28 protein-coding genes are annotated in these 24,306 nt (G+C 64.4%); 24 read left to right on the top strand and 4 right to left on the bottom strand.

Going from position 1 to position 24,306, the window contains the following annotated elements:
* Window positions 1-60: 60 nt before the first annotated feature.
* Complete coding sequence (locus tag ACDK93_RS07580) at window positions 61-750, top strand: class I SAM-dependent methyltransferase (RefSeq protein ID WP_458071996.1); 690 nt, start codon at window positions 61-63, stop codon at window positions 748-750.
* A 97-nt stretch (window positions 751-847) separates the two neighbouring features.
* On the opposite strand, the gene ACDK93_RS07575 is transcribed toward ACDK93_RS07580, so the two are convergent.
* Window positions 848-1,030 (bottom strand): CsbD family protein, encoded by a 183-nt coding sequence (locus ACDK93_RS07575; protein WP_458071995.1) that lies wholly within the window; start codon window positions 1,028-1,030, stop codon window positions 848-850.
* Window positions 1,031-1,282: 252 nt separating this feature from the next.
* Between ACDK93_RS07575 and ACDK93_RS07570 the strand changes: the two genes are divergently transcribed.
* The 8 genes from ACDK93_RS07570 (at window position 1,283) to ACDK93_RS07535 (ending at window position 8,274) form a co-directional block, all read left to right on the top strand.
* On the top strand, window positions 1,283-1,819 hold the full coding sequence (locus tag ACDK93_RS07570; RefSeq protein ID WP_458071994.1) for a lipocalin family protein: 537 nt from the start codon (window positions 1,283-1,285) through the stop codon (window positions 1,817-1,819).
* A gap of 105 nt (window positions 1,820-1,924) precedes the next feature.
* Entirely contained in the window at window positions 1,925-2,998 is a 1,074-nt protein-coding gene (locus tag ACDK93_RS07565; RefSeq protein WP_458071993.1) for an alkane 1-monooxygenase, read from the top strand.
* Between the two features lie 107 nt (window positions 2,999-3,105).
* A complete protein-coding gene (locus ACDK93_RS07560) occupies window positions 3,106-3,906 on the top strand; it encodes an SDR family oxidoreductase (protein ID WP_458071992.1) in 801 nt (266 codons plus the stop codon).
* A gap of 137 nt (window positions 3,907-4,043) precedes the next feature.
* Entirely contained in the window at window positions 4,044-4,466 is a 423-nt protein-coding gene (locus tag ACDK93_RS07555) for a DUF427 domain-containing protein (RefSeq protein WP_458071991.1), read from the top strand.
* A complete protein-coding gene (locus tag ACDK93_RS07550; RefSeq protein ID WP_458071990.1) occupies window positions 4,466-5,650 on the top strand; it encodes an FAD-binding domain-containing protein in 1,185 nt (394 codons plus the stop codon). The genes ACDK93_RS07555 and ACDK93_RS07550 overlap by 1 nt, the downstream gene beginning before the upstream one ends.
* A gap of 109 nt (window positions 5,651-5,759) precedes the next feature.
* Window positions 5,760-6,866, top strand: coding sequence for an alkene reductase (locus ACDK93_RS07545; RefSeq protein WP_458071989.1), 1,107 nt, complete (start codon window positions 5,760-5,762; stop codon window positions 6,864-6,866).
* Window positions 6,867-7,000: 134 nt separating this feature from the next.
* Window positions 7,001-7,591, top strand: a complete 591-nt coding sequence (locus ACDK93_RS07540; RefSeq protein ID WP_458071988.1) for a gamma-glutamylcyclotransferase — start codon at window positions 7,001-7,003, stop codon at window positions 7,589-7,591.
* A 185-nt stretch (window positions 7,592-7,776) separates the two neighbouring features.
* On the top strand, window positions 7,777-8,274 hold the full coding sequence (locus tag ACDK93_RS07535; RefSeq protein WP_458071987.1) for a hypothetical protein: 498 nt from the start codon (window positions 7,777-7,779) through the stop codon (window positions 8,272-8,274).
* 46 nt (window positions 8,275-8,320) lie between these two features.
* Here the strand turns inward: ACDK93_RS07535 and ACDK93_RS07530 are convergent, their stop codons facing one another.
* Window positions 8,321-8,857 carry a PepSY domain-containing protein gene (locus ACDK93_RS07530; protein ID WP_458071986.1) on the bottom strand — a complete coding sequence of 179 codons (537 nt, stop codon included), beginning with the start codon at window positions 8,855-8,857 and terminating at the stop codon, window positions 8,321-8,323.
* 306 nt (window positions 8,858-9,163) lie between these two features.
* Between ACDK93_RS07530 and ACDK93_RS07525 the strand changes: the two genes are divergently transcribed.
* The 10 genes from ACDK93_RS07525 to ACDK93_RS07480 all read left to right on the top strand — a co-directional run bounded on the left by ACDK93_RS07525 (window position 9,164) and on the right by ACDK93_RS07480 (window position 16,426).
* Window positions 9,164-9,967, top strand: a complete 804-nt coding sequence (locus tag ACDK93_RS07525; protein WP_458071985.1) for a hypothetical protein — start codon at window positions 9,164-9,166, stop codon at window positions 9,965-9,967.
* A 282-nt stretch (window positions 9,968-10,249) separates the two neighbouring features.
* A complete protein-coding gene (locus tag ACDK93_RS07520; protein WP_458071984.1) occupies window positions 10,250-10,954 on the top strand; it encodes a class I SAM-dependent methyltransferase in 705 nt (234 codons plus the stop codon).
* 51 nt (window positions 10,955-11,005) lie between these two features.
* Window positions 11,006-11,464 carry a cupin domain-containing protein gene (locus ACDK93_RS07515; RefSeq protein WP_458071983.1) on the top strand — a complete coding sequence of 153 codons (459 nt, stop codon included), beginning with the start codon at window positions 11,006-11,008 and terminating at the stop codon, window positions 11,462-11,464.
* 84 nt (window positions 11,465-11,548) lie between these two features.
* Complete coding sequence (locus ACDK93_RS07510; RefSeq protein WP_458071982.1) at window positions 11,549-12,220, top strand: PadR family transcriptional regulator; 672 nt, start codon at window positions 11,549-11,551, stop codon at window positions 12,218-12,220.
* Complete coding sequence (locus ACDK93_RS07505; protein WP_458071981.1) at window positions 12,213-12,413, top strand: hypothetical protein; 201 nt, start codon at window positions 12,213-12,215, stop codon at window positions 12,411-12,413. Before ACDK93_RS07510 ends, ACDK93_RS07505 begins: the two co-directional genes overlap by 8 nt.
* Before the next feature lie 135 nt (window positions 12,414-12,548).
* Window positions 12,549-13,349, top strand: a complete 801-nt coding sequence (locus tag ACDK93_RS07500; RefSeq protein ID WP_458071980.1) for a siderophore-interacting protein — start codon at window positions 12,549-12,551, stop codon at window positions 13,347-13,349.
* 141 nt (window positions 13,350-13,490) lie between these two features.
* Complete coding sequence (locus ACDK93_RS07495) at window positions 13,491-14,705, top strand: NAD(P)/FAD-dependent oxidoreductase (RefSeq protein ID WP_458071979.1); 1,215 nt, start codon at window positions 13,491-13,493, stop codon at window positions 14,703-14,705.
* Between the two features lie 42 nt (window positions 14,706-14,747).
* Window positions 14,748-15,128: a DUF4345 domain-containing protein gene (locus tag ACDK93_RS07490; RefSeq protein ID WP_458071978.1), complete on the top strand. Its 381-nt coding sequence runs from the start codon at window positions 14,748-14,750 to the stop codon at window positions 15,126-15,128.
* A gap of 56 nt (window positions 15,129-15,184) precedes the next feature.
* Entirely contained in the window at window positions 15,185-15,565 is a 381-nt protein-coding gene (locus ACDK93_RS07485) for a hypothetical protein (RefSeq protein WP_458071977.1), read from the top strand.
* A 75-nt stretch (window positions 15,566-15,640) separates the two neighbouring features.
* Window positions 15,641-16,426 (top strand): alpha/beta hydrolase-fold protein, encoded by a 786-nt coding sequence (locus ACDK93_RS07480; RefSeq protein WP_458071976.1) that lies wholly within the window; start codon window positions 15,641-15,643, stop codon window positions 16,424-16,426.
* A gap of 30 nt (window positions 16,427-16,456) precedes the next feature.
* Here the strand turns inward: ACDK93_RS07480 and ACDK93_RS07475 are convergent, their stop codons facing one another.
* The gene (locus ACDK93_RS07475; RefSeq protein WP_458071975.1) at window positions 16,457-16,615 is read right to left on the bottom strand and encodes a DUF2256 domain-containing protein; all 159 of its coding nucleotides are present in this window, start codon (window positions 16,613-16,615) and stop codon (window positions 16,457-16,459) included.
* Window positions 16,616-16,703: 88 nt separating this feature from the next.
* A complete protein-coding gene (locus tag ACDK93_RS07470; RefSeq protein ID WP_458071974.1) occupies window positions 16,704-17,735 on the bottom strand; it encodes an aldo/keto reductase in 1,032 nt (343 codons plus the stop codon).
* Between the two features lie 258 nt (window positions 17,736-17,993).
* Here ACDK93_RS07470 and ACDK93_RS07465 point away from each other — a divergent pair, with 258 nt between their 5' ends.
* The 5 genes from ACDK93_RS07465 to ACDK93_RS07445 are packed head-to-tail and all read left to right on the top strand — an operon-like array spanning window position 17,994 to window position 24,231.
* On the top strand, window positions 17,994-19,226 hold the full coding sequence (locus ACDK93_RS07465; protein WP_458071973.1) for an MFS transporter: 1,233 nt from the start codon (window positions 17,994-17,996) through the stop codon (window positions 19,224-19,226).
* Between the two features lie 28 nt (window positions 19,227-19,254).
* The gene (locus tag ACDK93_RS07460; protein ID WP_458071972.1) at window positions 19,255-20,631 is read left to right on the top strand and encodes an HD-GYP domain-containing protein; all 1,377 of its coding nucleotides are present in this window, start codon (window positions 19,255-19,257) and stop codon (window positions 20,629-20,631) included.
* Window positions 20,632-20,650: 19 nt separating this feature from the next.
* Entirely contained in the window at window positions 20,651-21,925 is a 1,275-nt protein-coding gene (locus tag ACDK93_RS07455; RefSeq protein ID WP_458071971.1) for a putative bifunctional diguanylate cyclase/phosphodiesterase, read from the top strand.
* A gap of 48 nt (window positions 21,926-21,973) precedes the next feature.
* Window positions 21,974-22,741, top strand: coding sequence for an ATP-binding cassette domain-containing protein (locus tag ACDK93_RS07450; RefSeq protein ID WP_458071970.1), 768 nt, complete (start codon window positions 21,974-21,976; stop codon window positions 22,739-22,741).
* Window positions 22,742-22,764: 23 nt separating this feature from the next.
* Complete coding sequence (locus tag ACDK93_RS07445; protein ID WP_458072375.1) at window positions 22,765-24,231, top strand: ABC transporter permease/substrate-binding protein; 1,467 nt, start codon at window positions 22,765-22,767, stop codon at window positions 24,229-24,231.
* Window positions 24,232-24,306 lie beyond the last annotated feature (75 nt).

Genomic DNA, 24,306 nt, shown 5'->3' with positions numbered 1-24,306 from the left:
TCGCTCCCTTCTCATGCCTCGTTCCGTCATTCGCGGAACGGGCCCTCACGGGAGCAGCCCATGCCGGGCTATACCACACGCGAACTTGTGATCTGCCTCGGCGGCCGCAACTACCGTATTCGCGCGTTGAGCGACCTTCAACAGTTTGCCGATCCGCAGCATCAGGCCGAACGCATTGGTATCTCCTCTGCGCTGTGGAGCCTGTTTGGCCAAATATGGCCGTCGGGCCGAGTCATGGCGGAAGCGATGTCGACTTACGAGATTGGCGGGAAACGCATTCTGGAACTTGGCTGCGGGCTTGGGCTGTCCAGCCTGGTGCTGCAGCATCGTCATGCCGATATTACCGCCAGCGACCATCACCCCCTGGCAGAGCGTTTCTTGCGCCACAACGCAGCGCAGAACCATCTGCTGGCGATCATCTATCGCGACCTGCGCTGGGAAGTACCCGATCTCACGCTCGGGTTGTTCAATCTGATTATCGGGAGCGACGTGTTGTACGAATCGGGCCATGTCGACCAGCTGGCCGCCACGATACTGCGGCATGCAACAGTCGACGCCGAAATTCTCATTACCGATCCCGGCCGCGGCAACAGCACCTCATTCACGCGCGCACTGGCGCGACAGGGTTATGCCGTCACCGAGCAGCGCAGCCGGTTCAACGACGACGACATTGCGCCGTTCCGTGGCCGGCTGCTGAGTTATCGGAGAGTGACAGCCGCTACACGGAATGCGATCGAATATCGTCATTAGCATTTCGACCTTTTGAGCTTCGGCGGCCCCAAAAAAAGCATCGGACGCGAGGCCTGGGCCGCACGTCCGACATGCACACTGACTTGAAACTGGCCGGTTACTTTTTGGCAGCGTCACGTGCCGCATCCGCGGCCTTGCCCACTTCCTTCTGCGCTTTGCCTGCGTGCTTTTCCACGTTACCCGACGCTTCCTTCGTCTTGTTACCCGTCACCTTGCCAACGGCCTCTTTCACGGCGCCCTTGACCTCATGCTTGGTGCCTTCGGTGCGATTCTTGTCCACGTCGGTACTCCCGTAAGTAGCCTGCGGAATGCAGGCCATTACGTTCTAGGCGCGATATCGTGGAGAGATCGTGACATTGCCGTGCGCATCGTATTGACGCACTCGCGTCGTTCAGACATACGACAGAAAAAATACAGCGCGCACGTATCCTAAGGCTCGCCTGAAGAGAACATGCGTTTTCGCCTGATCGTCTAATGCATGCTGTGCGCCACGCTGAAGCGTTCAATCGAAGACCGGATATCGGAGACCACCATGTATCGATCATTGCTCGCCACCACCTTGATGGCTGCCGCCATACCCGTCGCGGCGGCTGCGCTGCCAAATCAGCCGGTCGTCGCGCTCGATCTTTCGCGCTACGTAGGCCAGTGGCACGAGATCGGCCACCTGCCGATGTTTTTCCAGCGCAAGTGCGTGGACAGGATTACCGCGACCTACACGGCCAACGCCGATGGCACCCTGGGTGTTCGCAACGCCTGCCGCGTCAAGGACGGCTCGATGGATGCCTCCGAGGGCGTTGCCAGGAAAGTCGAGGGAAAGCCAGCGGCACTTCAGGTTCGCTTTGCGCCTGCATGGTTGTCATGGCTGCCGATGGTGTGGGCCGACTACTGGGTCGTCGATCTGGATGCCGACTATCAGTGGGCGGTAGTTGGCGGCCCCAGCCGCAAATACCTGTGGATCCTTTCGCGCAGCCCGAGCATGCGTCGCGCGCAGTTCGACGAAATCGTGGAACGCGCCAGACGACGCGGTTACCCGGTCGACAACCTGGTGATGGCGGCACCGCTGGACTGAGCCATCCGACCCCGCCTCCAACCGATCGGCCACGGCCGCAGCAGGGCCAGTCGCCATGCTGCATGGCAGCTAGGGCACCGCCGCGGCGCGCTTTAGACTCGCGGCATGCACCTACGTGATGCCGGCTTTCTCCTGGCTTTTTCCACCGCCCTTCTGCCGCTGGGCGCGATTGCGTTGGCGAAGCTCGGCGTGCCGCTGGATCTCGCGGCATGGTTTCCGCTGGGTTTCATTTTCGGCATCGTGCCGTGGCTCGACGCCGTGTTCGGCAGCGAAACAGCCAACCCGGTCAGCGCCGATGAAAACGCGCGGCGCGAGCGGTCGGCGTATTTCCGTGCGCTGACGCTTCTGGTGCTGCCGCTATGGCTGGCCACGCTGGGCTGGTGCACCTGGCAATGCCTGCATCTCCCGTTCGGCCCGGCGGGCTTGCTCGGCTGGACGCTGTCGACCGGCGTGATCGGCGGCGTGCTGGCTATCAATCCTGCCCACGAACTGATCCACAAGACTGGCCGGCTGGAACCGCTGTTCGGCGGCGTGCTTCTGACCAGCGTCGGCTACCAAGGTTTCAAGGTCGAGCACGTGCGCGGACATCACCTGCATGTAGCCACACCCGAGGACTCGTCCTCGGCGCAGCTGGGTGAATCGGTCTATGCCTTCGTGCCGCGTGCGCTGTGGCGCAACGTGCGCAATGCCTGGCGGCTGGAAGCGCGGCGACTGCGTGGACGCGGGCTACCGGCGTGGTCGTGGCGCAACGAGATGGTGGCGTGGTATGCGCTGTGGCTCCTTTTCATAATTGTCTTTGCCGGCCTGGGTGGGGCGCACTGCCTGCTGTTTTTCCTGACGCAGGGCGTGATCGCTGCCTGCACTCTGGAAGTCATCAACTACATCGAACACTACGGGCTGGAGCGCCGGCAGTTGGCCCCTGACCGCTATGAGAGGGTGACGCACCTGCATTCCTGGAACGCTCCGCAGCGCTACACCAACTGGCTGCTGTTCAACCTGCAGCGGCACTCCGACCACCACGCGCAGGCGCGCCGTCGCTATCAGTCGTTGCTGCATCATCCGGACAGCCCGCAACTGCCGTGGGGTTATGCGAGCATGTTTGTCCTGGCCCTGCTGCCACCGGTGTGGCACCGCGTGATGGATCCCTTGGCGCTGGCCCAGCGTCGTGCCTCAGCCTGACTACCGCAGGCCGTGCCGGCGGGCCGTGCAGCCTGCACGCCGCCGAGACGCCGCGGGATCCACCATGCAGGCCTCGCATCCACTCGCATCTATCGGAGCCCTTTTCGATGACACTCACACCTGCCATCGCGGATTTCGACGCCCAGCCCATGCGCGATCACATCGTGCTGATCACCGGTGGCGCGCAGGGCATTGGGCGCGGTATAGCGCAGGCGGTACTCGGCGCGGGCGGCTCCGTGCTGATCGGCGATCTCGACGCCGAGGCCGGACGCGCCTGTATCGACGAATGGAACGTCGGGCAGCGCGCGGCGTTCAGACGTCTGGACGTCTCCAGCGAAGGCAGCGTCAAAGGGTGGATTGCGGCGGCGCTGAAAATCTTCGGCCGGATCGATGGCCTGGTCAACAACGCGGGCATCGCCGATCCGGATATCGGCAGCTTCGCCGAACTGACCCTGGCGCGCTGGAACGAATACCTTGCCACCAACCTCACCGGCGCCTTTCTCTGCAGCAAGCACGCGCTGGCATCGTTGAAGGAAAATCATGGTGCGATCGTGCATATTGCCTCCACCCGTGCGCTGCAATCCGAGCCGCATACCGAAGCCTACGCGGCGACCAAGGGCGGCCTGGTGGCATTGACCCATGCAATGGCGGTGAGTGCGGGACCTGACGTTCGCGTCAACGCGATCCTTCCTGGCTGGATCGCCACCGACGACTGGCGCAAGCCGGCCTCGCGTCGCACGCCCAAGCTGAGCAAGCAGGATCACGCCCAGCATCCGGCGGGCCGCGTCGGCACGCCGCAGGACATCGGCGACCTGGCAGTCTATCTTTTATCCGCGAATGCCGGCTTCATCACCGGGCAGCACTTCGCCGTCGACGGCGGCATGACGGTGAAGATGCAGTACCTCTGAGGCAACGCATTCTGCGGCAGCCCTTTCGAAGGAATAACGCCATGTGGCAATACGATGGTCGCGTGCGTCCGCGGACCGCTGATATGCCGGGGCCTGGCGAAGAGTCTGTCTGGGACTATCCGCGGCCGCCGAGGCTCGTGTCAGATATACGCCGCGTATTGGTCAGTGTGGGAGATCACGTCATCGCCGACACGCGCCGCGCGGTGCGCGTGCTGGAGACGGCCAGCCCGCCGACGTTTTATCTGCCGCCGGACGATATCGATCAAACGCTAATCGTCGCCGCCTCGGGTGCGTCAATGTGCGAATGGAAAGGCGCCGCCAGCTACTGGACCGTGCTGCTGCCCGACGGTACACGCATCGAAGCCGTTGGCTGGAGTTACCCGAAGCCGAAACCGGCATTTGCGGCGATTGCCGGCTGGCTGTCGTTTTACCCGGCGCGTCTGCACTGCGAAGTGGACGGCGAACGGGTACGTCCGCAACCGGGCGGCTTCTACGGTGGCTGGCTCACCGATGAAATCGTCGGCCCGGTCAAAGGCGAACCGGGCACCGGGCACTGGTAATGCGCGATGCCGACACAGTCACTGGCGCAGACGACCGCTTTGCACCGACCCGAGAAGCTGCCCTGCTCCGTATCGCCGCCATTCGCCCCAGCGACTACGCGCGCAGCCGCAACGCGCTCGATGGTGCGGTGACGCGGCTGTCGCCCTACCTCACCCACGGTTTCATCAGCCTGCCCGCCGTGCACGCCGCAATAACCGCACGCCACGCCATCGACGCGCAGCACAAGCTGGTCTACGAGTTCGGCTGGCGCGAGTACTGGCATCACGTCTGGTCGCATCGTGGCGACGGCATATTCGATTCGCTGCACGAAGGCCTGCTGCCCGGGGATGCGTATGCGAGCGCGCTGCCCGACGACATCCGCGAGGCGCGCACCGGCGTGCCGGTGATCGATCGCGCCGTGCGCCAGCTCTACGCCACCGGCTACCTGCACAACCATGTCCGCATGTGGCTTGCCAGTTACGTGGTGCATTTGCGCAAGGTGCACTGGCGCACCGGCGCCGACTGGCTTTACGCGCACCTGCTCGACGGCGATCTGGCCAGCAACCATCTGAGTTGGCAGTGGATCGCCGCCACGGCAAGCCACAAGCCATACCTGTTCAATGCCGAGAACGTGGCCAAATACGCGCCGTCGGAATGGCATAGCCCGAGGAGTGTTATCGATACGAGCTACGAGGCGCTGGACGTCATCGCGCGACAGCCCAAGGCCGTTAGCTGGCATCCGCTCCCGGACGGGACAGGCGAACCTCTGCTGCTGTCCGAGCCACCGGAGACCTTGGGTTTCTCTGCTCCCGATGCGGCGGCCATCGCCGGTCGCGACGTCTGGCTGGTTCATCCCTGGTCGTTGGACGAACCGCCGCCCGGTCTCCCACCTGACTGCGTGATGGTTGCCCTTGCCATCGCCAACTGGCACGCGCGTTGGCCGTGGTCCGAGCGCCGCTGGCAGTTTGTCGGCACGCGCCAGCGCGTCTTGGCTGACGTGCGCTGGTTTGCGGATATCGCCACGCTGCGGGCAGCGCTGGCCGGCGCGCGCAGCGTGCATGCGATCGACGATCCGCACTGCGCCCAGGCGCTGCGCCGCCTGCGCGATGATATGCAGCTGCAGCCGGTGGCGGGGTTATTTCCATCCGTCGCGCGATGCTGCGACAGCTTTTCGCAGTGGTGGCGACTCGTGCAGCGTCGTTGAGCCGCACTGCGAACGCGCGGGTTTTACGCGTTGTGAACAGGTCGCCTGCGTACCATCACGCTTTTCCCCGCCACCGCTTGCGATGGCACTACCATTCCCTGGAGATTCCATGAACGCTCATACCGCTTCCGCGGACGCGACTGCCGACGTGCTGTTTGAGCCGATTCGCGTCGGCAGCATCGAAGCACCCAACCGCATCGTGATGTCGCCCCTGACACGCAACCGCGCCAGCAAGGGCAACGTGCCGACCGAGCTTAACGCGACCTATTACGCGCAGCGTGCCAGCGCGGGTCTGATCATCGCCGAGGCCACGCAGGTCTGTCCCGAGGGACAGGGTTATATCGCTACGCCCGGCATCCATTCGCCCGAGCAGATCGCCGGCTGGAGGCTGGTTACCAAGGCCGTGCATGACAAGGGCGGCCGCATCGTGCTGCAGTTGTGGCACGTCGGACGCATCTCGCATACCTCGCTGCAGCCAAACGGCGCTGCGCCGGTGGCGCCTTCGGCCATCCAGGCCAACGCAAAGACCTTCGTGGCCGAGGGTTTCGTCGATGTATCGATGCCGCGCGCGCTGGAGCTGAGCGAAATTCCGACGCTCGTTGAAACCTATCGCAAGGCCGCGGCCAATGCGATCGAAGCCGGCTTCGACGGTGTGGAAGTGCATGCCGCTAACGGTTATCTGATTGACCAGTTTCTGCGCGACAAGAGCAACCACCGCACCGACGCCTACGGCGGCAGCATCGAGAACCGCACGCGGCTGCTGTTCGAAGTGTGTGAAGCGGTCGCCAAGGAAGTGGGTGCTGGCCGCACCGGCGTGCGCCTGTCGCCGCTGACCTCCTTCGGCGACGTGTCCGACAGCGATCCGCAGGCGCTGTTCAACCGCGCGGTCGAGCGCCTGGCACCGCTGGACCTTGCCTATATCCATATCATCCACGGTGAAACCGGCGGCGATCGCGATCCGCAGCCGTTCGACTATGCCGCGATGCGCAAGCCCTACAAGGGCGTTTGGATTCTCAACAACGGCTACGACCGTACGATGGCTATTAACGACGTGGCCAGCGGCCGGGCCGACATGATCGCCTTCGGCGTCAAGTTCCTGGCCAATCCCGACCTGCCGCGGCGCCTGCGCGAAGATGCACCGCTGAACACGCCCGACCAGAACACCTTCTACGGCGGCGACGCGCACGGTTACACGGACTATCCGACACTGGATTGATCAGGCTGATTGCTTAGTCGCAAAGAGCTCCTGAAAACGAAAGGCCGGTCCGTCGTGACCGGCCTTTTACGTGGACCAAGGCCATCGGCATGCAACAGCCGGCATAATCAGGCGCTCGCCGAACGAGCCCGAACGTGACCCTCAACACCGTCGCCATCAATCAGCAGATGCATCATTTCGACGGTCACGACGCGGTATGGCTGTTCGGCTACGGCTCGCTGATCTACAAGGCCGACTTTGCCTATATCGAACGCCGGCCTGCCGCGATCCGTGACTGGGTGCGCCGGTTCTGGCAAGGCTCGCACGATCATCGTGGCACGCCGGATGCGCCCGGCCGCGTAGTCACGCTGATACCCCAACAGGGTGCCGTCTGTGCCGGCATGGCCTACCTGATCGCGCCCGATGCGCTCGATCATCTGGATGTGCGCGAAAAAAACGGTTATCTCCGCTTCGTTACCACCTTGAGCCTCGACGACGGTCGCGAACCCGAAGGGCTGGTCTATATCGCCACCGAAGAAAACGCCGCCTTCCTCGGCGCCGCATCCGAGCGCGAAATCGCCGAACACATCGCCCGCTCCAACGGGCCCAGTGGCCCGAATCGGGACTACCTGCTGCAGCTCGCCGCGGCGCTGCGGGAGATGGAGGCGAACGATCCACATGTGTTCGATATCGAGCGCGAGCTGGTTCGGCTGATCGAAAGTCAGGGCGCTGGCCGCGCCATTTAGCCTTGCGCCGCTGCGACTGCGAATCCTCGGCCGAGGCCGCGGCATGAACGCCGCCATGAGCGATCACGCGTCGCCCACGCGGCCATGACATCCGTGCTGATCGACTGGCCATCCGTCGCGCCGTCGCTCACACGCGCGACTCCTGCCACCGCGCGTCTACCGTGCGGAAAAGTGGAGTAAAGCCTATGAAAACCCGCTGCGTATTCAGTACTACCAACCTGCCTGCAGCGCAGTCCGCCCTGCAGGCCGCGCGTCATGCCGGCATCGACGATGACGACCTTTCGCTGATTGCCCGCGACGATATCGAGCTGGAGAAAATCGCGGACCACCGGCTGGTCAACCACAATGATTCCAGCCCGGCCGCGGTGCGCGGTATCGGCCTGGGCGGTGGTACCGGCCTGCTGCTCGGCCTTATCGCCGTAGCCGTTCCGCCGTTGGGGCTGACCCTGGCTGGGGTCGGCGCCATGACGGTTGCCGGTGCGGCGATGGGCGCGTGGACCGGGGCGCTGGTCGGTTTCAACGTACCCGACGCCGTCAGCCGCGCGTTTGAGGAGCAGATCAAGGCCGGGCACATCCTGGTGGTCATTGACGCCGAGGCGGATCAGCTGCCCGCCGCCCGCGCCGCCGTCGAAGGTACCGGCGCAGTTCCCCTGCCGTTCGAGGAACCCACGGCGATGACGTGAGACGACCGCTTCAACGCGCATGGCACTGCCATCGCCGTGTGATCGTTCAGAACACCAGAAGCAGCATTGGCACGACGACGCCGGCCACGAGGATGCCGGTCACCAGCACCGGCCTGCGGCTGAAGCGATACGCCATATAAAGCCCCGTCAGCGTGGACAGACAGAGGCTGATGGAAACGAGCGCGAAAAATATCTTCATCGGCAGCAGATTTTTCTTCGGTCGCGCAGCATCGCGATCCGACGGACCAGCGGAAGGCCCGGCTGGGCGGGCCCTGGCCGGAACATCGATCGACGACGCTGACGTCGCGCCGGCAATACCGACGCCGGGCGCCGCTGCAGGCACCACGCCTTCGGGTGGCCGCGCCTTGCGGATCGGAGCCACGATAGTCTGCTTTTTGTGCAGCAACGCAAGCGTAGCCAGCCACGCCGGCGGGGTGTAGCTGCTACCACGCGTGGTCTCGTGCAGGCTGAACGTCTGCAGCCCGCCGGTAATGGCGAAGAAAAGTAGCGCAGGCGCCATGAATACGCCCAGATACAAGTGGACCGTGCGGGAGAGCTTGAGGAAGCGATGATTCGTCGACATAAAACCTTTGCGCAAGAAAACCGAGCCGCAACGATGCCATCATTTCCCGTCCGCTGCACCGACCCGTTCCGTCCAGTAACGGCGGGTAGTGCGATGGGCCGGCACAGCGGCCGGCTGTGGCGACACGGTGACAGCGGCGCATGGCGTGCTCGCCATCGATCGTCGCCGACACTGGGACACGCGCTGCCGGTTACGGGCTCGAGCCATTCGCGCACCTATTTCAACCACACGCACTGAAAAGCCGGTAGATTCTGCCATCGGCCAGGCGACATGGGGATGCACCAGGGCCGTCCGTCGGGGTGGACTATGGCGTTTTGGCGACTCGCTTTTCTTGCACTTTTCTGGGGTGGAATTTCTGGCGCAGCCTCGGCCCAGGCGATCGACTGCGCCAGTACCACGTTGAACCACTCCGAACGCGCCGTGTGCGCATCGGAAACGCTTCGCTCGCTCGCTGCCAGCATGGACAGGCGCTATTCGCACCTCGCCGACACAGGGAGCGCAAGGCATAGCCAGCTTGAGTGGACCGGCATCCGCGATCGCTGCAACGGCAACCTGGCATGCCTGACCACGGCATATCGCGAACGCAATGCCTATCTGGCGCGGCTGCCGGCCATTACCACGTCGGCGGCTGCCGCGCCTGATTCGACCGAACCGGTCAAACATCTTTTCCTGAGGCATGCGCCGGCGCAGCTGCTGAGCCCGGCACCCAGCGCGCTGCCCGCCGAACCGGCGTCTGCCAGCGAACGACTGAATCGCGCTGCCGGCCCCGCCACCCCGGCCATCAGCCAGACGCCACGCTGGAACACGCTGTGGGTTCTGGTGGGGCTGCTGTCCGTGTCGATCCTGCTGTGGCAGATGCTCACCAACGTCTGTGGCAAGTGCCCCAACTGCCATCACTGGTTTGCCCGGGTCGAGATCGATCGGCGCCAGCTCGCCAGCGACGCAACGCGACTGTCGACGCGACGTCGACTCATCCCGCGCTCGCGCGCTGTCACCGACACTATGGCCGGCCACGAATCCGGTCGCGGGCACGTAGCCGCGGTGCGTCACTACCACCAGTGCCGCATGTGCCTGCATGAATGGGAAACCATCACGCAGGAAGCGAAGTAGGCCGCTGCCAGGCGCGTCGCCTGCCGCGCGGCAGCGTTCAGTGCGGCGGCGAGCCGGCGTTGCACGCCGAGACAAGGCCCGCGAGTGCGGATTCACCCGAACCGCCTCGCTGCAGATCATGAGGCCAATGACGACTGTGCCGACCGCGCGCTCCATGCCGAACATCGCGCGATGGCGCCGCTGCCGTCCCAACATAAGTACGACAGGGCCTGGTGACACCTCTGCGACGGTGTGGAACCATGAGCCCGATCGCAAGCTTCGACAGTGCGGAGAACGGGCAACATGAATGGCGCGCGCCTCAACGACGCGGAAATCATCGCCGCATGGCACGCCAATGCCGGGCCGTGGACGAAGGCCGTACGCGACGGCGATATCGAAAGCCGTCGCCTGGTCACCGACGGCGCCGTTGTCGATGCCATCGTGTCGCGCGCGCCCGGCTCGGTACTGGACGTGGGCTGCGGCGAGGGATGGCTGGCCCGCGCGTTGTCGTCCAGAGGCATTTCGGTGATCGGCGTCGACGTGGTGCCTGCGCTGGTCGAGCAGGCACGGCAAGCCGGCGGCGGCGAGTTTCGTGTGGCGGCGTATGAAGAGCTGGCCGCGGGGAAACTCGATGTTGTTGTCGACCTCGTCGTCTGCAATTTTTCGCTGATCGGCAAGGAGTCCGTCGACGCCATCATCGCCGCCGCGACGTCGCTGCTTCATCCCGGCGGCAGAGTGATCGTGCAGACGCTGCATCCGCTGATCGCCTGCGGTGACCAGCCCTATGTCGACGGCTGGCGGCCCGGCTCCTGGGCCGGCTTCAGCGAGGACTTCGTCCGACCGGCGCCGTGGTATTTCCGCACGCTGGAAAGCTGGGTTCGACTTTTCACGGCGAACGGATGGCATCTGGAAGAGCTGCGCGAACCGATGCACCCCTGCACGGGTAAGCCTGCATCGATACTGTTTGTCGCGCGCGCCATGCCGTTGACTGGAGGGCAGCGGCAGTAGCGTCGTTTCTTCAAAAGACCGTTCAGGACTTTTACTTCGGAGCAGCCGCTCATGCCCAAACTCGATTTGTCCGTCATCCCGGTACGCAGCGGTTCGGACTATCCGGCGCCGTTTGCCGAACCCATCGCTGGCCGCACCCGACAGGCGCTGGCAACGGCGGGCGGGTTGACCGACTTTGGCGTCAACCTGACAAGGCTGGCGCCGGGCGCGTGGTCCAGTCAGCGCCACTGGCATAGCGAGGAAGACGAGTTCGTCTATGTGATATCCGGTGAGCTGACCCTGATCACCGATGCCGGTGAGCAGCTGCTGCGCGCTGGCGACTGCGCAGCCTTTCCGAAAAACAGTCCCAATGGCCACCACATGGTCAACCGCGGCAGCGACGTGGCGATATGCCTTGACGTCGGCAGCCGCTCGGCCAGCGATGTCTGCATCTATTCGGATATTGACCTTCGAGCGGATCGGGATGACTACTCGCACAAGGACGGCCGCCCCTACCCTCGCATTGAGTGACCGCGGATTGAGATTCGCCGCGCTTGTCCTAGATACAATTACGATATATCTTAGATACACTCTAACGAGATATCGGAGCCTGCCATGCGCATGCGTCACATACTGTTCAACGCGCTTCATTCCCGCCATCACCAGCACGACTCTCTGCATCACGCCTTCGGCTTTGAACCCGGGCATGACGAGGGCGATCGGCACCAGCGGCACGCCGGCCGCGGTTTCGGTGGCCGCGGTGGCGGCGACTTCTTCGCGGATTTCAGCGAAAAGCGCGGCGGCGGTCGGCGCGGCGGCAGCCGCATGTTTGGTCATGGCGATCTCAAGCTGCTGCTGCTGGCCCTGATCGAACAGCAGCCGCGCCACGGCTACGAGCTGATCCGCATCATCGAGGACATGTTCCACGGCCACTATTCGCCCAGCCCCGGCGCCATCTACCCCACGCTGACCATGCTGGAGGAACTGGGCTATGCCGAGGTCACCAGCGAACAGGGCGGCCGCAAGCTTTACGCCATCACCGCGGCGGGCCGCACCTATCTCGACGAAAACCGCGAAGCGGTGGACGCGGTGACCGCACGCACCGAACACAGCGCTCGCATGGCGGCCAAAGCAGCGGCACCGATGGCCGTACGCAAGGCCATGCATGCGCTCAAGCACGCCCTGCTGATGCGTGGTACGGACTGGAGCAAGGCCGAAGCACAGCGCATCGCCGAGATACTCGACCGCGCCGCCAGCGATATCGCGTCGGGCGAACGCCGTGACTGAAGCGCACGAGGAAGCGCTCGCCAGGGAGCTGCAGGTGCAAAGCTTCCTGCATGATCTCGAGAGGCTCGGCCTCGCCGAACCGGCCGCTGTGCCGGATGCAGCGACGAATAGGGAAACCACTCGTCCAACCGCCACCACGACGTTTGATCTACTGCGATCCCTTGGCGAACACTTCGGTTATCGCATCGACTGATCGATCGCTATTCAGAAGCGCTCCGTAAAAAGCGGCTTCCACACATCCGCCATCGCCAACGCTCGATGATCCTGAGATTCGGGATGCTTCGGAGCCCAGCCGGCATCTTCTTCCTCAATAACGGGATCTTTGCCGATGACTATCCACACCCATCACATGCTCCGCCACCCGGTCAAATTTCGCACGCTGCAGGTACAGCGCGTCGAGTGGCTGACGCTACATATGCAGCGCGTGATTTTCGTCAGCGATGAGCTCGACGATTTCGTCAGCGCATCGCCGGACGATCACGTAAAACTGTTTTTCCCCAACAGCGCCGGCGAGATCGTGACGCCGGTGATGGGCGACAACGGTCCGGAATATCCGCCGGGACGCGAATACTCGCCGATGCGCGATTACACCCCACGTCGCCACGACGCCTCGCGCAACGAGCTGGCGATCGATTTCGTACTGCACGGCGACGGACCGGCCTCGCTGTGGGCGGCGCAGGCCGCGCCCGGCCAGCGCATCGGCGCCGGCGGTCCACGCGGCTCGTTCCTGGTCGCCGGCGACTTCGACCGCTACGTGCTGATCGGCGATGAAACCGCGCTGCCCGCCATCGGGCGCTGGCTGAGTGAAATGCCCGCCACCCTGCGCGCCGATGTGCTGGTGGAAATTCCCGACGCGAACGATCGCCAGCTGCTGCCATCGTCCGCCCAGGTCAATCTCGTCTGGCTGGAGCGCAACGGCCAGCCGGCCGATCGCAGCGAGCTGCTAGAGCAGGCGCTGCGTCAGCTGCCCACACCATCAGGTGACACCTTTTACTGGATCGCCACCGAATCGCGCCGCGCCCGCGCCATGCGAATCTGGCTGAGCCAGGAACGCCAGGTGCCGAAGGACTGGGTGAAAGCCAAGGGCTATTGGAAGGCCGGTGCGGATGATGCCGATGACGACGGCTGATCTCTGACGCGACAGGCCGGCGCGGCTCATCGTGACTGCACGTCGCGGGATCACTGCGCCAATACATGACGTCTACATGACGTCGTCGTAAGCTCCCTGGCCACCGCAACGTTTTCGTTGCAGCCACAGCGAGCGACGCCCATGGATCTGAAAAGCGGCTACCCCTTCTGGGCAATCAAGAACGGCTTGATGCACGCCTTTCCACAGTTGCAGGAGGACGCGCGCTGCGACGTGGCGATTATCGGTGGCGGCATCAGCGGCGCGCTGATCGCCAACGAGCTGGCCAGTCAAGGCCACGAGGTAGTGCTGGTCGAGGAGCGCGACGTGGCCTGGGGCAGCTCCGCCGCCAGCACGGCGCTGCTGCAGTATGAAATCGATACGCCGATGATCGATCTGGCCAAGCGCTACGGCGAGGATGACGCCGCTCTCGCCTATCGCGCCTGCGCCGATGCGATCCACCAGGTGCAGTCGATCGCTGCGGACATCCGCGACGTGGATTTTGCCCGCATGCACAGCCTCTACTACGCCAGCCGTCGCCATCACCTGCCGGACATGCGCGAAGAAATGGCGCTGCGGCTGAAGCACGGTTTCGACGTGAGCTGGCTGGAGCCCGAGCCGCTGCTGGCGCAGTACGGCGTGCGTGCGCCGGGCGCCATCCTGAGCCAACTGGCTGGCCGGGTCGATCCATATCGCATGGCGTATCGCCTGCTGGCACGCCTGGAAAAACGCGGTACGGGCATATTCGACCGCACACGCGTGGAGCGCATGGAAACCAGCGCGCGCGGCGTGACGCTGCACACCACGCAGGGCGCACAGATACGCGCAGGGCACGTGGTTTTCGCGGCGGGTTATGCCAGCCAGCACTGGCTGGATCAGCACGTGGCCAACAACCGCAGCAGCTACGCTTTCATCACCGATCCGCTCGACGCCGACACTCTGGGTGCGCTGGGCGAAACGATGGTGTGGGAATCAGCGCATCCGTATCTTTACCTGCGCAGCACCGGCGATGGCCGGCTGCTGGTGGGTGGCGAGGACGATGCCATCGACATTCCCTCGCGCCGCGATGCGCGCGTGGAGAAGAAGACACAGCGCCTGATAAAAAAAGTCGCCCGCGCCATTCCCGGCCTCGAGCTGAAGCCGGCCTTCTCCTGGGCCGGCACCTTTGCCGAAACCGAGGACGGCCTGCCGTTTTTCGGCACGCACAAGCAGCACGGCCCGCGCGTGCAGTTTGCGATGGGCTATGGCGGCAACGGCATTACGTACAGCATGCTGGGCGCGGGGCTGATCCGCGCCTTGATCGAGCGCCGCAAGCATCCGCTGGCCGCGCTGTTTTCATTCGATCGACTGAATCGCTGAGCCATCGCGCCAGACGTTATCCCATCGCTGCCGAGGAACGCCATGACTGCCATCTATCTATGGGCCAACGCCGCGATCTACGGCATCTTTGCGCTCCTGTGCACGCTCAAGGCCAGCGCCACGTCGAAGTCGATCGGGTTTCTTTCGCTCAGCAACGGCGGCATGGCCGAATACGTCACCGTCTATGGCGGCATGGAGCTGGGCCTGGGTTTCATTTTTGCCTGGGTGGCGTGGCAGCCCGAGCTGCATCGTACGGGCATCGTTCTCGCGCTGGCGCTGTACGCGCCGCTGGTGATCTTTCGCTGGATCAGCGTGGCGCGGTACTGGCCGGTGCAGGGACTGACCCTGGGTACGGGGCTACTGGAAACCACCCTGCTGATCCTCGCGCTCGCCTTGTGGCTGGTGCAGCGCAACGCGCTTTGATCGCTATTCCCGCGTAGCCTGCGGGCTGACCAGCTGGTTTGTCCAAGGGGATGTGTATGAAGCTTGCGCGCTGGATATTTTTTATCGCCGGCATCTACGGCGTGGCCGCACTGATACCGATGTATTTCCAGGAAGCGTCGGTGGCGCTGACCCAGCCGCCAGCGATAACGCACGCGGAGTACTACTACGGCTTTATAGGTGTGGCGCTGGCGTGGCAGGTGCTGTTCTTTCAGCTGTCGCGCGACCCGCTGCGCTTTCGCCCGATGATGATTCCCGCCACGCTGGAGAAACTCGCCTTTGGTGCAGCCGCCGTCGTGCTGTACGCCCAACACCGCGGTTCGCCGGTGATGCTGCTGGCCGGCTGCGTCGACCTGTTTTTCGCGGCGCTGTTCGTGCTGGCCTATGCGCGGACGCGCGACGCTACACCGGTTCGCTGAAAGACCGAGGCGGCTGCTCACCTATTGGATACGTCTTAGCAGCGACGATCCAGTGGACATAGGGAGTCGCTACATATGAACAACCAGATTTTTGCCCGCGCCGTGCGCTTGTGCCTGCTGATTATCTCGCCCTGCCTGCTGAGCGCGTGCTATCCGATCGGCAACGCCACCCAACCCATTCCCACCGCCTTTGTGCCGGCGCCGCAAACGGCGCATCGGCTGGTGGTGTTTCTGCCCGGCCGCGGCGACGATCTGGCACGGCTCAAGAAAAGTGGCATCGCGCAGATCATCCAGCGCGAATGGCCCGATGCCGACGTAGAGCTCGCCGCCGTCACCATGGCGTACTACCTCGACGGCCATGCCACGCGGAGGCTGCATAACGAAGTCATGCTGCCCGCACTCAAGCATGGCTACACGCAGATCTGGCTGGCCGGCACCTCGTTGGGCGGCATGGGCGCGCTGACCTACGACCGGGACTATCCGGGCGAGGTCTACGGCATGATTCTGCTGGCGCCGTATCTGGGCGACAGCACCGTGCCGAAAGAGATCACCGCCGCCGGCGGCCTGGCGCATTGGAACCCCGGCCCCGCCGAAACGCTGGGACCGAAAACCTGGCAGCGTGAGCTATGGCGCTATCTGAAAACCTGGTCGGCCGATCCGACCAAGGCCCGCCACGTCTGGCTGGGCTACGGCGACAGCGACCGGTTGCGCAAGGACATCGAGCTGATGTCGCCGACCCTACCCCGCTCACACGTGCTGATGGTCTCCGGCGGACATAGCTGGAAGACGTGGAAAGTCGCTGCGCCACAGTTGCTGCAGGACGTTTCGCACGACGCCGAAATGCCTCCGGCGCACGGGTAGAACTAGGCTGAATACGGCCGTGGCCGATGCTTATGGTGCGATCGACAGAGCCTTGCCGCGCGGCGTGCCCTTGCGGCAAGCGTCCGAGCAATAGATCACCTGCTCCCAGTCGCGCGACCACTTCTTGCGCCACGCGAACGCCCGCCGACAGACCGGACAGATTTTGCTGGGCAACTCGCTTTTCTTCATGATCGGATAACTTGGCCAAAGAGTGGACCGAACAGCAAGGCGCGGCAGCGATACCACGCCTTGCTGAATAGACGTCTAGCCGTCCGGACTATTCGGCAACGGGCGACGGGTTGCGCTCACCGAACTGAGCCTGATGCCAATACGGGTACGCCTTGACCGGCCTGCTCGCGGCATCGAGCGTGGCAACCTGCTCGGCAGTGAGATTCCAGCCGACCGCACCCAGATTCTGCCGCAGCTGGGCCTCGTCGCGGGCGCCAATCACCACCGTAGCCACGGTCGGACGCTGCAGCAGCCAGTTCAGCGCCACCTGGGGTACCGTCTTGCCGGTTTCCTTCGCCACGACGTCGAGTGCATCGACCACCTTGTAGAGATACGCATCGTCGACCGGCGGGCCGGCCTCGCTGGTCTTGTGCAGGCGGCTGTTGGCCGGCAGCGGCTCGCCGCGGCGGATCTTGCCGGTGAGCCGGCCCCAGCCGAGCGGACTCCACACCACCGCACCGACGCCCTGGTCCACGCCCAACGGCATCAGCTCCCACTCGTAGTCGCGACCGATCAGCGAGTAGTAGGCCTGATGGGCGATATAGCGCGGCAGGTTGTGGCGATCGGCCGCAGCGAGGGACTTCATCAGATGCCAGCCGGAGAAGTTGGAGCAGCCGATATAGCGGATCTTGCCCGCCCGGATCAGATCGTCCAGCGCGGACAGCGTCTCTTCCACCGGCGTCATCGCATCGAAACCGTGCAGCTGAAACAGGTCGATGTGGTCCGTCTGCAGCCGGCGCAGCGCGGCGTCTACCGCTTCGATCAGATGAAAGCGCGAGGAGCCGACGTCGTTGGGGCCGTCGCCGGAACGGAACGTGGCCTTGGTCGAGATCAGCGCCTCGTGGCGGCGCCCCTTCAGCGCGGCGCCGAGCACTTCTTCCGACGCGCCGCCGGAGTAGATGTCGGCGCTGTCGAACAGCGTGACGCCCGCTTCGAGGCAGATGTCGATCAGCCGCCTGGCGTCCTCGACCTGGGTATTGCCCCAGGCCTGGAAAAACTCGCCCTTGCCGCCGAACGTGCCGGTGCCGAAGCTGAGCGCCGGCACGCGAAAACCGGAACGGCCAAGTTGTCTATAGTCCATGGGGAATCCTTTTTGCTGGGGGAACGGGGAACGGGGAACGGGGAACGGGGAACGGGGAACGGGGAACGGGAGAGCAAAACTTGCTGGCGTGGCACAGGCAAGCGCACCATTCCTTCTCCGTCATATCACCATGCGTTCGCCCGCTGCGGGAAGCAAGGGCCGCGGGCATGGATGACTTTTCTTTCATGTTGCATTGCGTCATTAACGGTTAAACTTCACGCTCCTGCCAAGCGCAGGCCCATTACTTGCCCGTGCCCCATGCCAGACGCCTCTTACGCCACCGCCGTTTGCCATGCGAGCGCCGAGCCACGCCGCTTCCGCGTGATCGGTCCGATCCTCAGCACGGTGGCATTTACCTTCTTCACCTATCTCACGATCGGCCTGTCGCTGGCGGTGCTGCCCGGCTTCGTGCACAGCACGCTGGGTTTTGGCGCGGTGGTGGCGGGGCTGTCGATCAGCATGCAGTACGTGGCCACGTTGGCCAGCCGCGCCCGCGCGGGGCACATGGCCGACACCCTGGGACCGAAACGGGCAGTGCTGACGGGTCTGGTGATGTGCGGTATCAGTGGACTGCTGCTGATGCTCGGCGCGCTGGCGGCGGCCATCCCCGCGTTGAGCCTGGGCCTGATTCTCATCGCCAGACTGGCCCTGGGCTGCGCCGAAAGCTGCGTCGGTACCGGCGCCATCGCCTGGGGCATGGGCCAGGTCGGGCACCAGCATACGGCGCGGATCATCTCCTGGAACGGCGTGGCGACTTACGGCGCCATCGCAGCCGGCGCCCCGCTCGGCGTGCTGATCGCGCACAGCTTCGGCTTCGCCGCCATCGGTGCCGTGTCGCTGATCATGATGGTGATCGCCTTTCCACTGGCCCGACGCAAGCGGGCCACCGCCGTGGCCGTTGGCGAACGCTCGTCGATTCGCAGCGTGGCCGCGCGCGTGGTGCCGCACGGCATTGGCCTGGCGCTGGGCTCGCTCGGCTTCGGCTGCATCGCCACCTTCATCACCCTGCTCTACGTCGCGCACGGCTGGACCGGCGCTGCCCTGACGCTGAGCATCTTCGGCGTGATGTTCGTCGGCACGCGCTTCGTGTTCGGCAAGATGATCAACCGCGTCGGCGGCTATCGCGTGGCGATGGCGTCGTTCGCCGTCGAGGCGATCGGCCTGGCCACACTCTGGCTGGCCAGCGACATGCGCCTGGCAGCCGCGGGCGCGGCGGTGGCGGGCATGGGGTTTTCGCTGGTATTTCCGGCCCTCGGGGTGGAAGCCGTCAACCGCGTGCCGGAAAACAGTCGCGGCGCCGCCATCGGCGTGTTTTCCGGCTTTCTGGATGTCGCCATGGTCGCGGTCGGGCCGCTCGGCGGATGGATCGCGTCGGGCATGGGCTTTAGCAGCGTGTACGGTTTCGCCGCGCTGGCCGCCATGCTGGCGATAGCACTGACGTTGCTATTGAAGAACCGCGCCGAACGCTCCCTGAGCATAGCCCGCGGCTGAGCATCTCATCGGTTCCACCACGCGGACCTTGCCCATCACAGCCGCATCGACGGCACACATCGCGTGCGCGCTGCCGTTTTCACTCCATAGGTCGACGAAATACGCTTTAATACGCGCAGCAGACTTGATGTGGATGGTGCAACGCGTGGCCTCTGAGATTGAAGAGCGGCGCATGGACGTAGCCGATTTGGAAATTGGCATGTTCGTGTGCCGGCTGGACCGGCCCTGGGAAGAAACGTCTTACCCGTTGCAGGGGGTGGAATTGTTGACCGAGGAGGACCTCGGCACCATTCGTGAACTGTGCGAATACGTCTTTATCGACGCGCGCCGGCAGATTTCGCTGGACCGGCCCACTGCACTGACCCGCACGCGCCTCGACGAGTCGCGCTTTGATGGCTCGATCAAGTACGAAAACAAGGCAGCGGTCGACGAGGAAGCACCTCGTGCCCGCGAGGCGTTCAACAACGCCACCGCCATGGTCGACCGCATTTTCGAAGACGTCACCAGCGGCCGCGAATTGTCGGTGGAACACGTGGAAAACGCCGTGCGACCTCTGGTCGCCAGCGTGCTGCGCAGCGCCGATGCGTTTTTCTGGATCGAGGGCCTGAAAGGTCACGACAGCTATTCCTACAGTCACTCCATTGGCTGCAGCGCGCTGGCTGCCGCGTTCGGCCGGCACATGGGTTTTGCCGAAGACACCATCATCAGCCTGGCCGCCGGTGGCCTGCTGATGGATATCGGCAAGACCCAATTGCCGCAGTCCCTACTGCAGGGCACCGGCAAGCTGACCCCGGCAAAATGGAAAAAACTGCAGTCGCACGTCGCGCGCGGCATGAAAATCGTCGAGGACTCAGGCATCAGCGATCAGGACGTGCTCGACATCGTGCGTACGCATCACGAACGCGTCGACGGTAGCGGCTATCCGGATGGTCTGATCGGCGACGCCATCCCAATCACCGGGCGCATGCTGGCGATCATCGACGCCTACGACGCGATGATCAGCCCGCGCCCCTACCGCGCCGCCATTTCCCGCCATCAGGCGCTGCGCCAGATCTATGCCGGACGCGACACCTTGTTTCAGACCGAACTGGTCGAGCAGTTCCAGGTGTGCCTGGGCGTATACCCCACTGGCTCGCTGGTCGAGTTGAGTACGGGCGAGGTTGCCGTCGTGATGGCGCAGAACCAGGTTCGCCGTTTGCGCCCGAAGGTGGTGATTCTCACCGACGCGGACAAGCAGCCATTGAACGATTTTCGCCAGCTCGACCTGATGAATCAGGGCGACCCGGTGAGGTCTCCCAAGGACAAGAAAAAGGTCACCAGCACCGTCACGCGCGTCATCGACATCGTTCGCAGCCTCACCTCCGGCGACTACGGCATCAACGCCGCCGAGCTGTTTCTGCACTGATGAGGATTCCCGAGCGATGATGAATCGGGAACCCCTCTTTGCAGCGATCGAGACGCAGGTGGAAGTGGCTGCGGCCGAAGCCGGCAGCTTCGCCGTGGTCATGGTGCGGGTGCGCGGACTTCGCGACATCGCGCTGCGCCTCGGCTACGTCCAGGGTGAGCTGGCAGAGGACCGCGCTCGCGTGCTGATCGAGCAGTCCGTGCGCCCGATGGATCAGGTGTTTCGCGCCGGCGACGACAGCTTCGCGCTGATTCTGCCGGGCATGCGTCATCAAAACCACACCCTGCTCGCCGCGACGCGACTGATCCGCGCCTTCGAGCTGCCGATGAATGCCGGCACCACGCCGTGGCACGGCCACGCCCTGATGGGCATTGCGCTCTATCCCCAGGATGGTGACGACGCCGATGCCCTGTGCCGTCATGCGGAGATGGCGCTCGACGACGCGCTGCGCCGCGGCGATCAGTACGCGTTCTACCAGGCGCAGGACAAGCAGGTCGAGATCGTCCACGAAGAGCTGCGCGATGCGATCGACACCAATCGCCTGCGCGCGTATTTTCAGCCCATTTGGGATCTTCAGCGCCTGCGCGTGGCCGGCGTCGAATCGCTGGCACGCTGGACCAGCGAGCAGCACGGCGAGGTGTCGCCGGCCAACTTCGTGCCGTTTGCCGAGCAGAGCGACCTGATTTCGGCGCTGACCCGCTGGAGCATCAACGCCACCTTGCGCCACGCGGCGCCGCTGCGCGGCGCGCACGGGCTGACTTTTGCGATCAACTTTTCGCCGCGGGTGTTTTCCAAGCCCGGCATCGTCGAGCAGCTGATGGACGCGCTGGACATCTGGGGCGTGGCGCCGACCAGCGTCATCGCCGAGGTGACCGAAACGGCGCTGGTCAACGATCTGGAGTTGAGCCTGCGGGTGCTCGCGCGCCTGCGCGATCGCGGCGTCGGCATTGCCATCGACGATTTTGGCACCGGCTACGCCTCGATCGCCTATCTGCGCAAATTCCCCGCGACCGAGCTGAAGATCGACCAGTCGCTGATCGCCGACATGCGCGACGATGTGCAGACGGCCAAACTGGTGCGCGCCATCGTCAACATGTCCCACCACATGGATCTGACCGTAGTCGCCGAGGGCGTGGAAGATCAGGCCACGCAGGATCTGCTGGCCGAGATGGGCTGCGACTACGGCCAGGGTTATCACCTTGGACGCCCGGAGCCGGCGGCCGATTTCGTGGCGCGGTTCAAGGCGATGCCACCCCCCTCGGCATCGGAACCACCCGCGTCGGACGAGGCATGAGCCGACGCGCCGCTTGCAAGGTTGCTCCAACGCTTTGCGAGTCTGCCCATGGCCGTCGCTGAAGCGCGTCGCTTCGGCTTCGCGCTGGAGCGCGCCAGCAAGCGCTACGGCGCGGTGGTCGCGCTCCATCACGTCGATATCGATTTCGCCGCGGGCAGCACCACTGCCCTGATCGGCAGCAGCGGCTCGGGCAAGTCGACCGTGCTTCGGCTGCTGCTGGGGCTGGATTATCCGGACGAGGGCACGGTTCGCGTCGACGGCCAGCCGCTCGATCCGTCCAAGGTGCTCGAACTGCGGCGGCGCGTTGGATACGTAATCCAGGAAGGCGGACTGTTCCCGCACCTCACCGTGTCCGGCAATCTGACCCTGCTGCCGCGCTATCTCGGATGGAGCACGCCAAAAGTACAGCAGCGCGCGCAAGAGCTCGCGGCGCTCACGCACCTGCCGCTCGATGTGCTCGAACGCTATCCCGCCGAACTTTCCGGCGGACAGCGCCAGCGCGTGGCGCTGATGCGCGCGCTGATGGCCGATCCCGATGCGCTGCTGCTGGACGAACCGCTGGGCGCGCTCGATCCCATCGTGCGGCACGAGCTGCAGGACGAGCTCAAGCGCATCTTCGCGCAGCTCGGCAAGACGGTGATCATCGTCACCCACGATCTGGCCGAAGCGGCATGGTTCGCCGAGCGGCTGGTGCTGATGCGCGACGGCGCCGTCGTGCAGGACGGCACGCTGCAGGATCTGCTGGAACGCCCCGCCGATCCCTTCGTCACCCGCTTTGTCGAAGCGCAGCGTCGCCTGCCCGAGGTGCGTTCGTGAGTCGCACCATACGTTGGTGCCTGATGCTGCTGGCGCTGCTGCTCGTGCCAATGTTCGCGCACGCGACGCCGGTGCGCATCGGCTCGAAGGTGTTTACCGAATCGGTCATCCTGGGCGAACTGGCCAGGGCCACCGCGCAGCAGGCCGGTGTCGATGCCGTGCATCAGCGCGAGCTGGGTGGCACCAGCGTGCTGTGGAAGGCCCTGCAGCAGGGCGACATCGAAGTCTATTCCGAATACACCGGCACCATCACGCACGAGCTGCTGAAAAACGTGGCACCCGACGCCGACATCCCCACCCTGCGGGCGCGACTGCAGCCGCTGGGTATCGGCATCACCGATTCGCTGGGCTTCAACAACACCTACGCAGTGGGCATGCTGGCGAACAAGGCGGCTCAACTGCATATAAGCCGCCTGTCCGATCTGGCCGCGCATCCCGAGCTGCGCTTCGGCTTTTCCAATGAGTTCATCGACCGCGCGGACGGCTGGCCCGGCATTCGCCAACGCTACGGATTGCCGCAGACACAGGTGCGCGGACTCGACCACGCGCTGTCGTATCGCGCGGTCGCCAGCGGCGCGGTCGATGCGATCGACCTCTACAGCACGGACGCAGAGATCCCCTACTACCATCTGCGGACGCTGGACGACGATCGGCATTATTTCCCTCGCTACGAGGCGGTGTACCTGTATCGGCTGGCGCTTGTGCAAAGCGCACCGCGCTTCGTCAGGGCGCTGCAAAAACTCGCCGGCCGCATCGACGAAAACACCATGCGGCAGATGAACGCCAAGGTGAAGCTGCAGGGCATGAAAGAAGACGTCGTCGTCGCGGCGTTTCTCGGCATCCGCGCCGATACCAGCGCCGACAAGGGCCTTGTCGCACGACTGCTGCAGACGACTATCGAACACATCAAGCTGGTGGCGCTGTCGCTTGGGCTGGCCGTGCTGCTGGCGATCCCGCTGGGCGTTCTGGCGGCGCGGCTGAAGCGATTGGGCCAGGTGGTGATCGGGCTGACCGGCATTCTGCAGACGGTGCCGTCGCTGGCGATGTTCGTCTTCATGATTCCCGTTTTCGGCATCGGCACGTGGCCGGCCATCGGCGCGCTGTTCCTTTACAGCCTGCTGCCGATCGTGCGCAACACGCACGCGGGGCTGGTCGGCATTGCGCCGGAACTGCGCGAATCGGCCGCGGCCATGGGCCTGCCACGCGGCGTGCGGCTGCGCCGGATCGAATTACCCCTGGCAACCCGTTCGATCCTCGCTGGCATCAAGACGGCGGCGGTGATCAACGTGGGCACCGCTACGCTGGCCGCGCTGATCGGCGCCGGCGGCTACGGCCAGCCGATACTCACCGGTATCCGGCTGGACAACATCAGCCTTATTCTCGAGGGGGCGATTCCTGCGGCGATTCTGGCGCTGCTGGCGCAAGGCGTGTTCGAGGGCATCGAGCGCTGGCTGACCCCGCGCGGGCTGAGGCTGCAGGTGCGGCAGTAGTTGCAACGTGCGCTGTTGTCGCAGGCCGGCCGCGTGACGAAACCGGCACGTCGCGCATGCGACCATCCGGTATTC

It is taken from the genome of Rhodanobacter sp. BL-MT-08, assembly GCF_054161255.1.
The sequence above is the reverse complement of the archived record's forward strand: the minus strand, read 5'-3'. Positions and strand labels throughout refer to the sequence as shown.

Coding starts and splice junctions, on each gene's coding strand:
- ACDK93_RS07580 (WP_458071996.1), top strand. CDS start 61: ATGCCGGGCTATACCACACGCGAACTTGTGATCTGCCTCGGCGGCCGC.
- ACDK93_RS07570 (WP_458071994.1), top strand. CDS start 1,283: ATGTATCGATCATTGCTCGCCACCACCTTGATGGCTGCCGCCATACCC.
- ACDK93_RS07565 (WP_458071993.1), top strand. CDS start 1,925: ATGCACCTACGTGATGCCGGCTTTCTCCTGGCTTTTTCCACCGCCCTT.
- ACDK93_RS07560 (WP_458071992.1), top strand. CDS start 3,106: ATGACACTCACACCTGCCATCGCGGATTTCGACGCCCAGCCCATGCGC.
- ACDK93_RS07550 (WP_458071990.1), top strand. CDS start 4,466: ATGCGCGATGCCGACACAGTCACTGGCGCAGACGACCGCTTTGCACCG.
- ACDK93_RS07545 (WP_458071989.1), top strand. CDS start 5,760: ATGAACGCTCATACCGCTTCCGCGGACGCGACTGCCGACGTGCTGTTT.
- ACDK93_RS07535 (WP_458071987.1), top strand. CDS start 7,777: ATGAAAACCCGCTGCGTATTCAGTACTACCAACCTGCCTGCAGCGCAG.
- ACDK93_RS07530 (WP_458071986.1), bottom strand. CDS start 8,857: ATGTCGACGAATCATCGCTTCCTCAAGCTCTCCCGCACGGTCCACTTG.
- ACDK93_RS07525 (WP_458071985.1), top strand. CDS start 9,164: ATGGCGTTTTGGCGACTCGCTTTTCTTGCACTTTTCTGGGGTGGAATT.
- ACDK93_RS07520 (WP_458071984.1), top strand. CDS start 10,250: ATGAATGGCGCGCGCCTCAACGACGCGGAAATCATCGCCGCATGGCAC.
- ACDK93_RS07515 (WP_458071983.1), top strand. CDS start 11,006: ATGCCCAAACTCGATTTGTCCGTCATCCCGGTACGCAGCGGTTCGGAC.
- ACDK93_RS07510 (WP_458071982.1), top strand. CDS start 11,549: ATGCGCATGCGTCACATACTGTTCAACGCGCTTCATTCCCGCCATCAC.
- ACDK93_RS07500 (WP_458071980.1), top strand. CDS start 12,549: ATGACTATCCACACCCATCACATGCTCCGCCACCCGGTCAAATTTCGC.
- ACDK93_RS07495 (WP_458071979.1), top strand. CDS start 13,491: ATGGATCTGAAAAGCGGCTACCCCTTCTGGGCAATCAAGAACGGCTTG.
- ACDK93_RS07490 (WP_458071978.1), top strand. CDS start 14,748: ATGACTGCCATCTATCTATGGGCCAACGCCGCGATCTACGGCATCTTT.
- ACDK93_RS07485 (WP_458071977.1), top strand. CDS start 15,185: ATGAAGCTTGCGCGCTGGATATTTTTTATCGCCGGCATCTACGGCGTG.
- ACDK93_RS07480 (WP_458071976.1), top strand. CDS start 15,641: ATGAACAACCAGATTTTTGCCCGCGCCGTGCGCTTGTGCCTGCTGATT.
- ACDK93_RS07475 (WP_458071975.1), bottom strand. CDS start 16,615: ATGAAGAAAAGCGAGTTGCCCAGCAAAATCTGTCCGGTCTGTCGGCGG.
- ACDK93_RS07470 (WP_458071974.1), bottom strand. CDS start 17,735: ATGGACTATAGACAACTTGGCCGTTCCGGTTTTCGCGTGCCGGCGCTC.
- ACDK93_RS07465 (WP_458071973.1), top strand. CDS start 17,994: ATGCCAGACGCCTCTTACGCCACCGCCGTTTGCCATGCGAGCGCCGAG.
- ACDK93_RS07455 (WP_458071971.1), top strand. CDS start 20,651: ATGAATCGGGAACCCCTCTTTGCAGCGATCGAGACGCAGGTGGAAGTG.
- ACDK93_RS07450 (WP_458071970.1), top strand. CDS start 21,974: ATGGCCGTCGCTGAAGCGCGTCGCTTCGGCTTCGCGCTGGAGCGCGCC.
- ACDK93_RS07445 (WP_458072375.1), top strand. CDS start 22,765: ATGCTGCTGGCGCTGCTGCTCGTGCCAATGTTCGCGCACGCGACGCCG.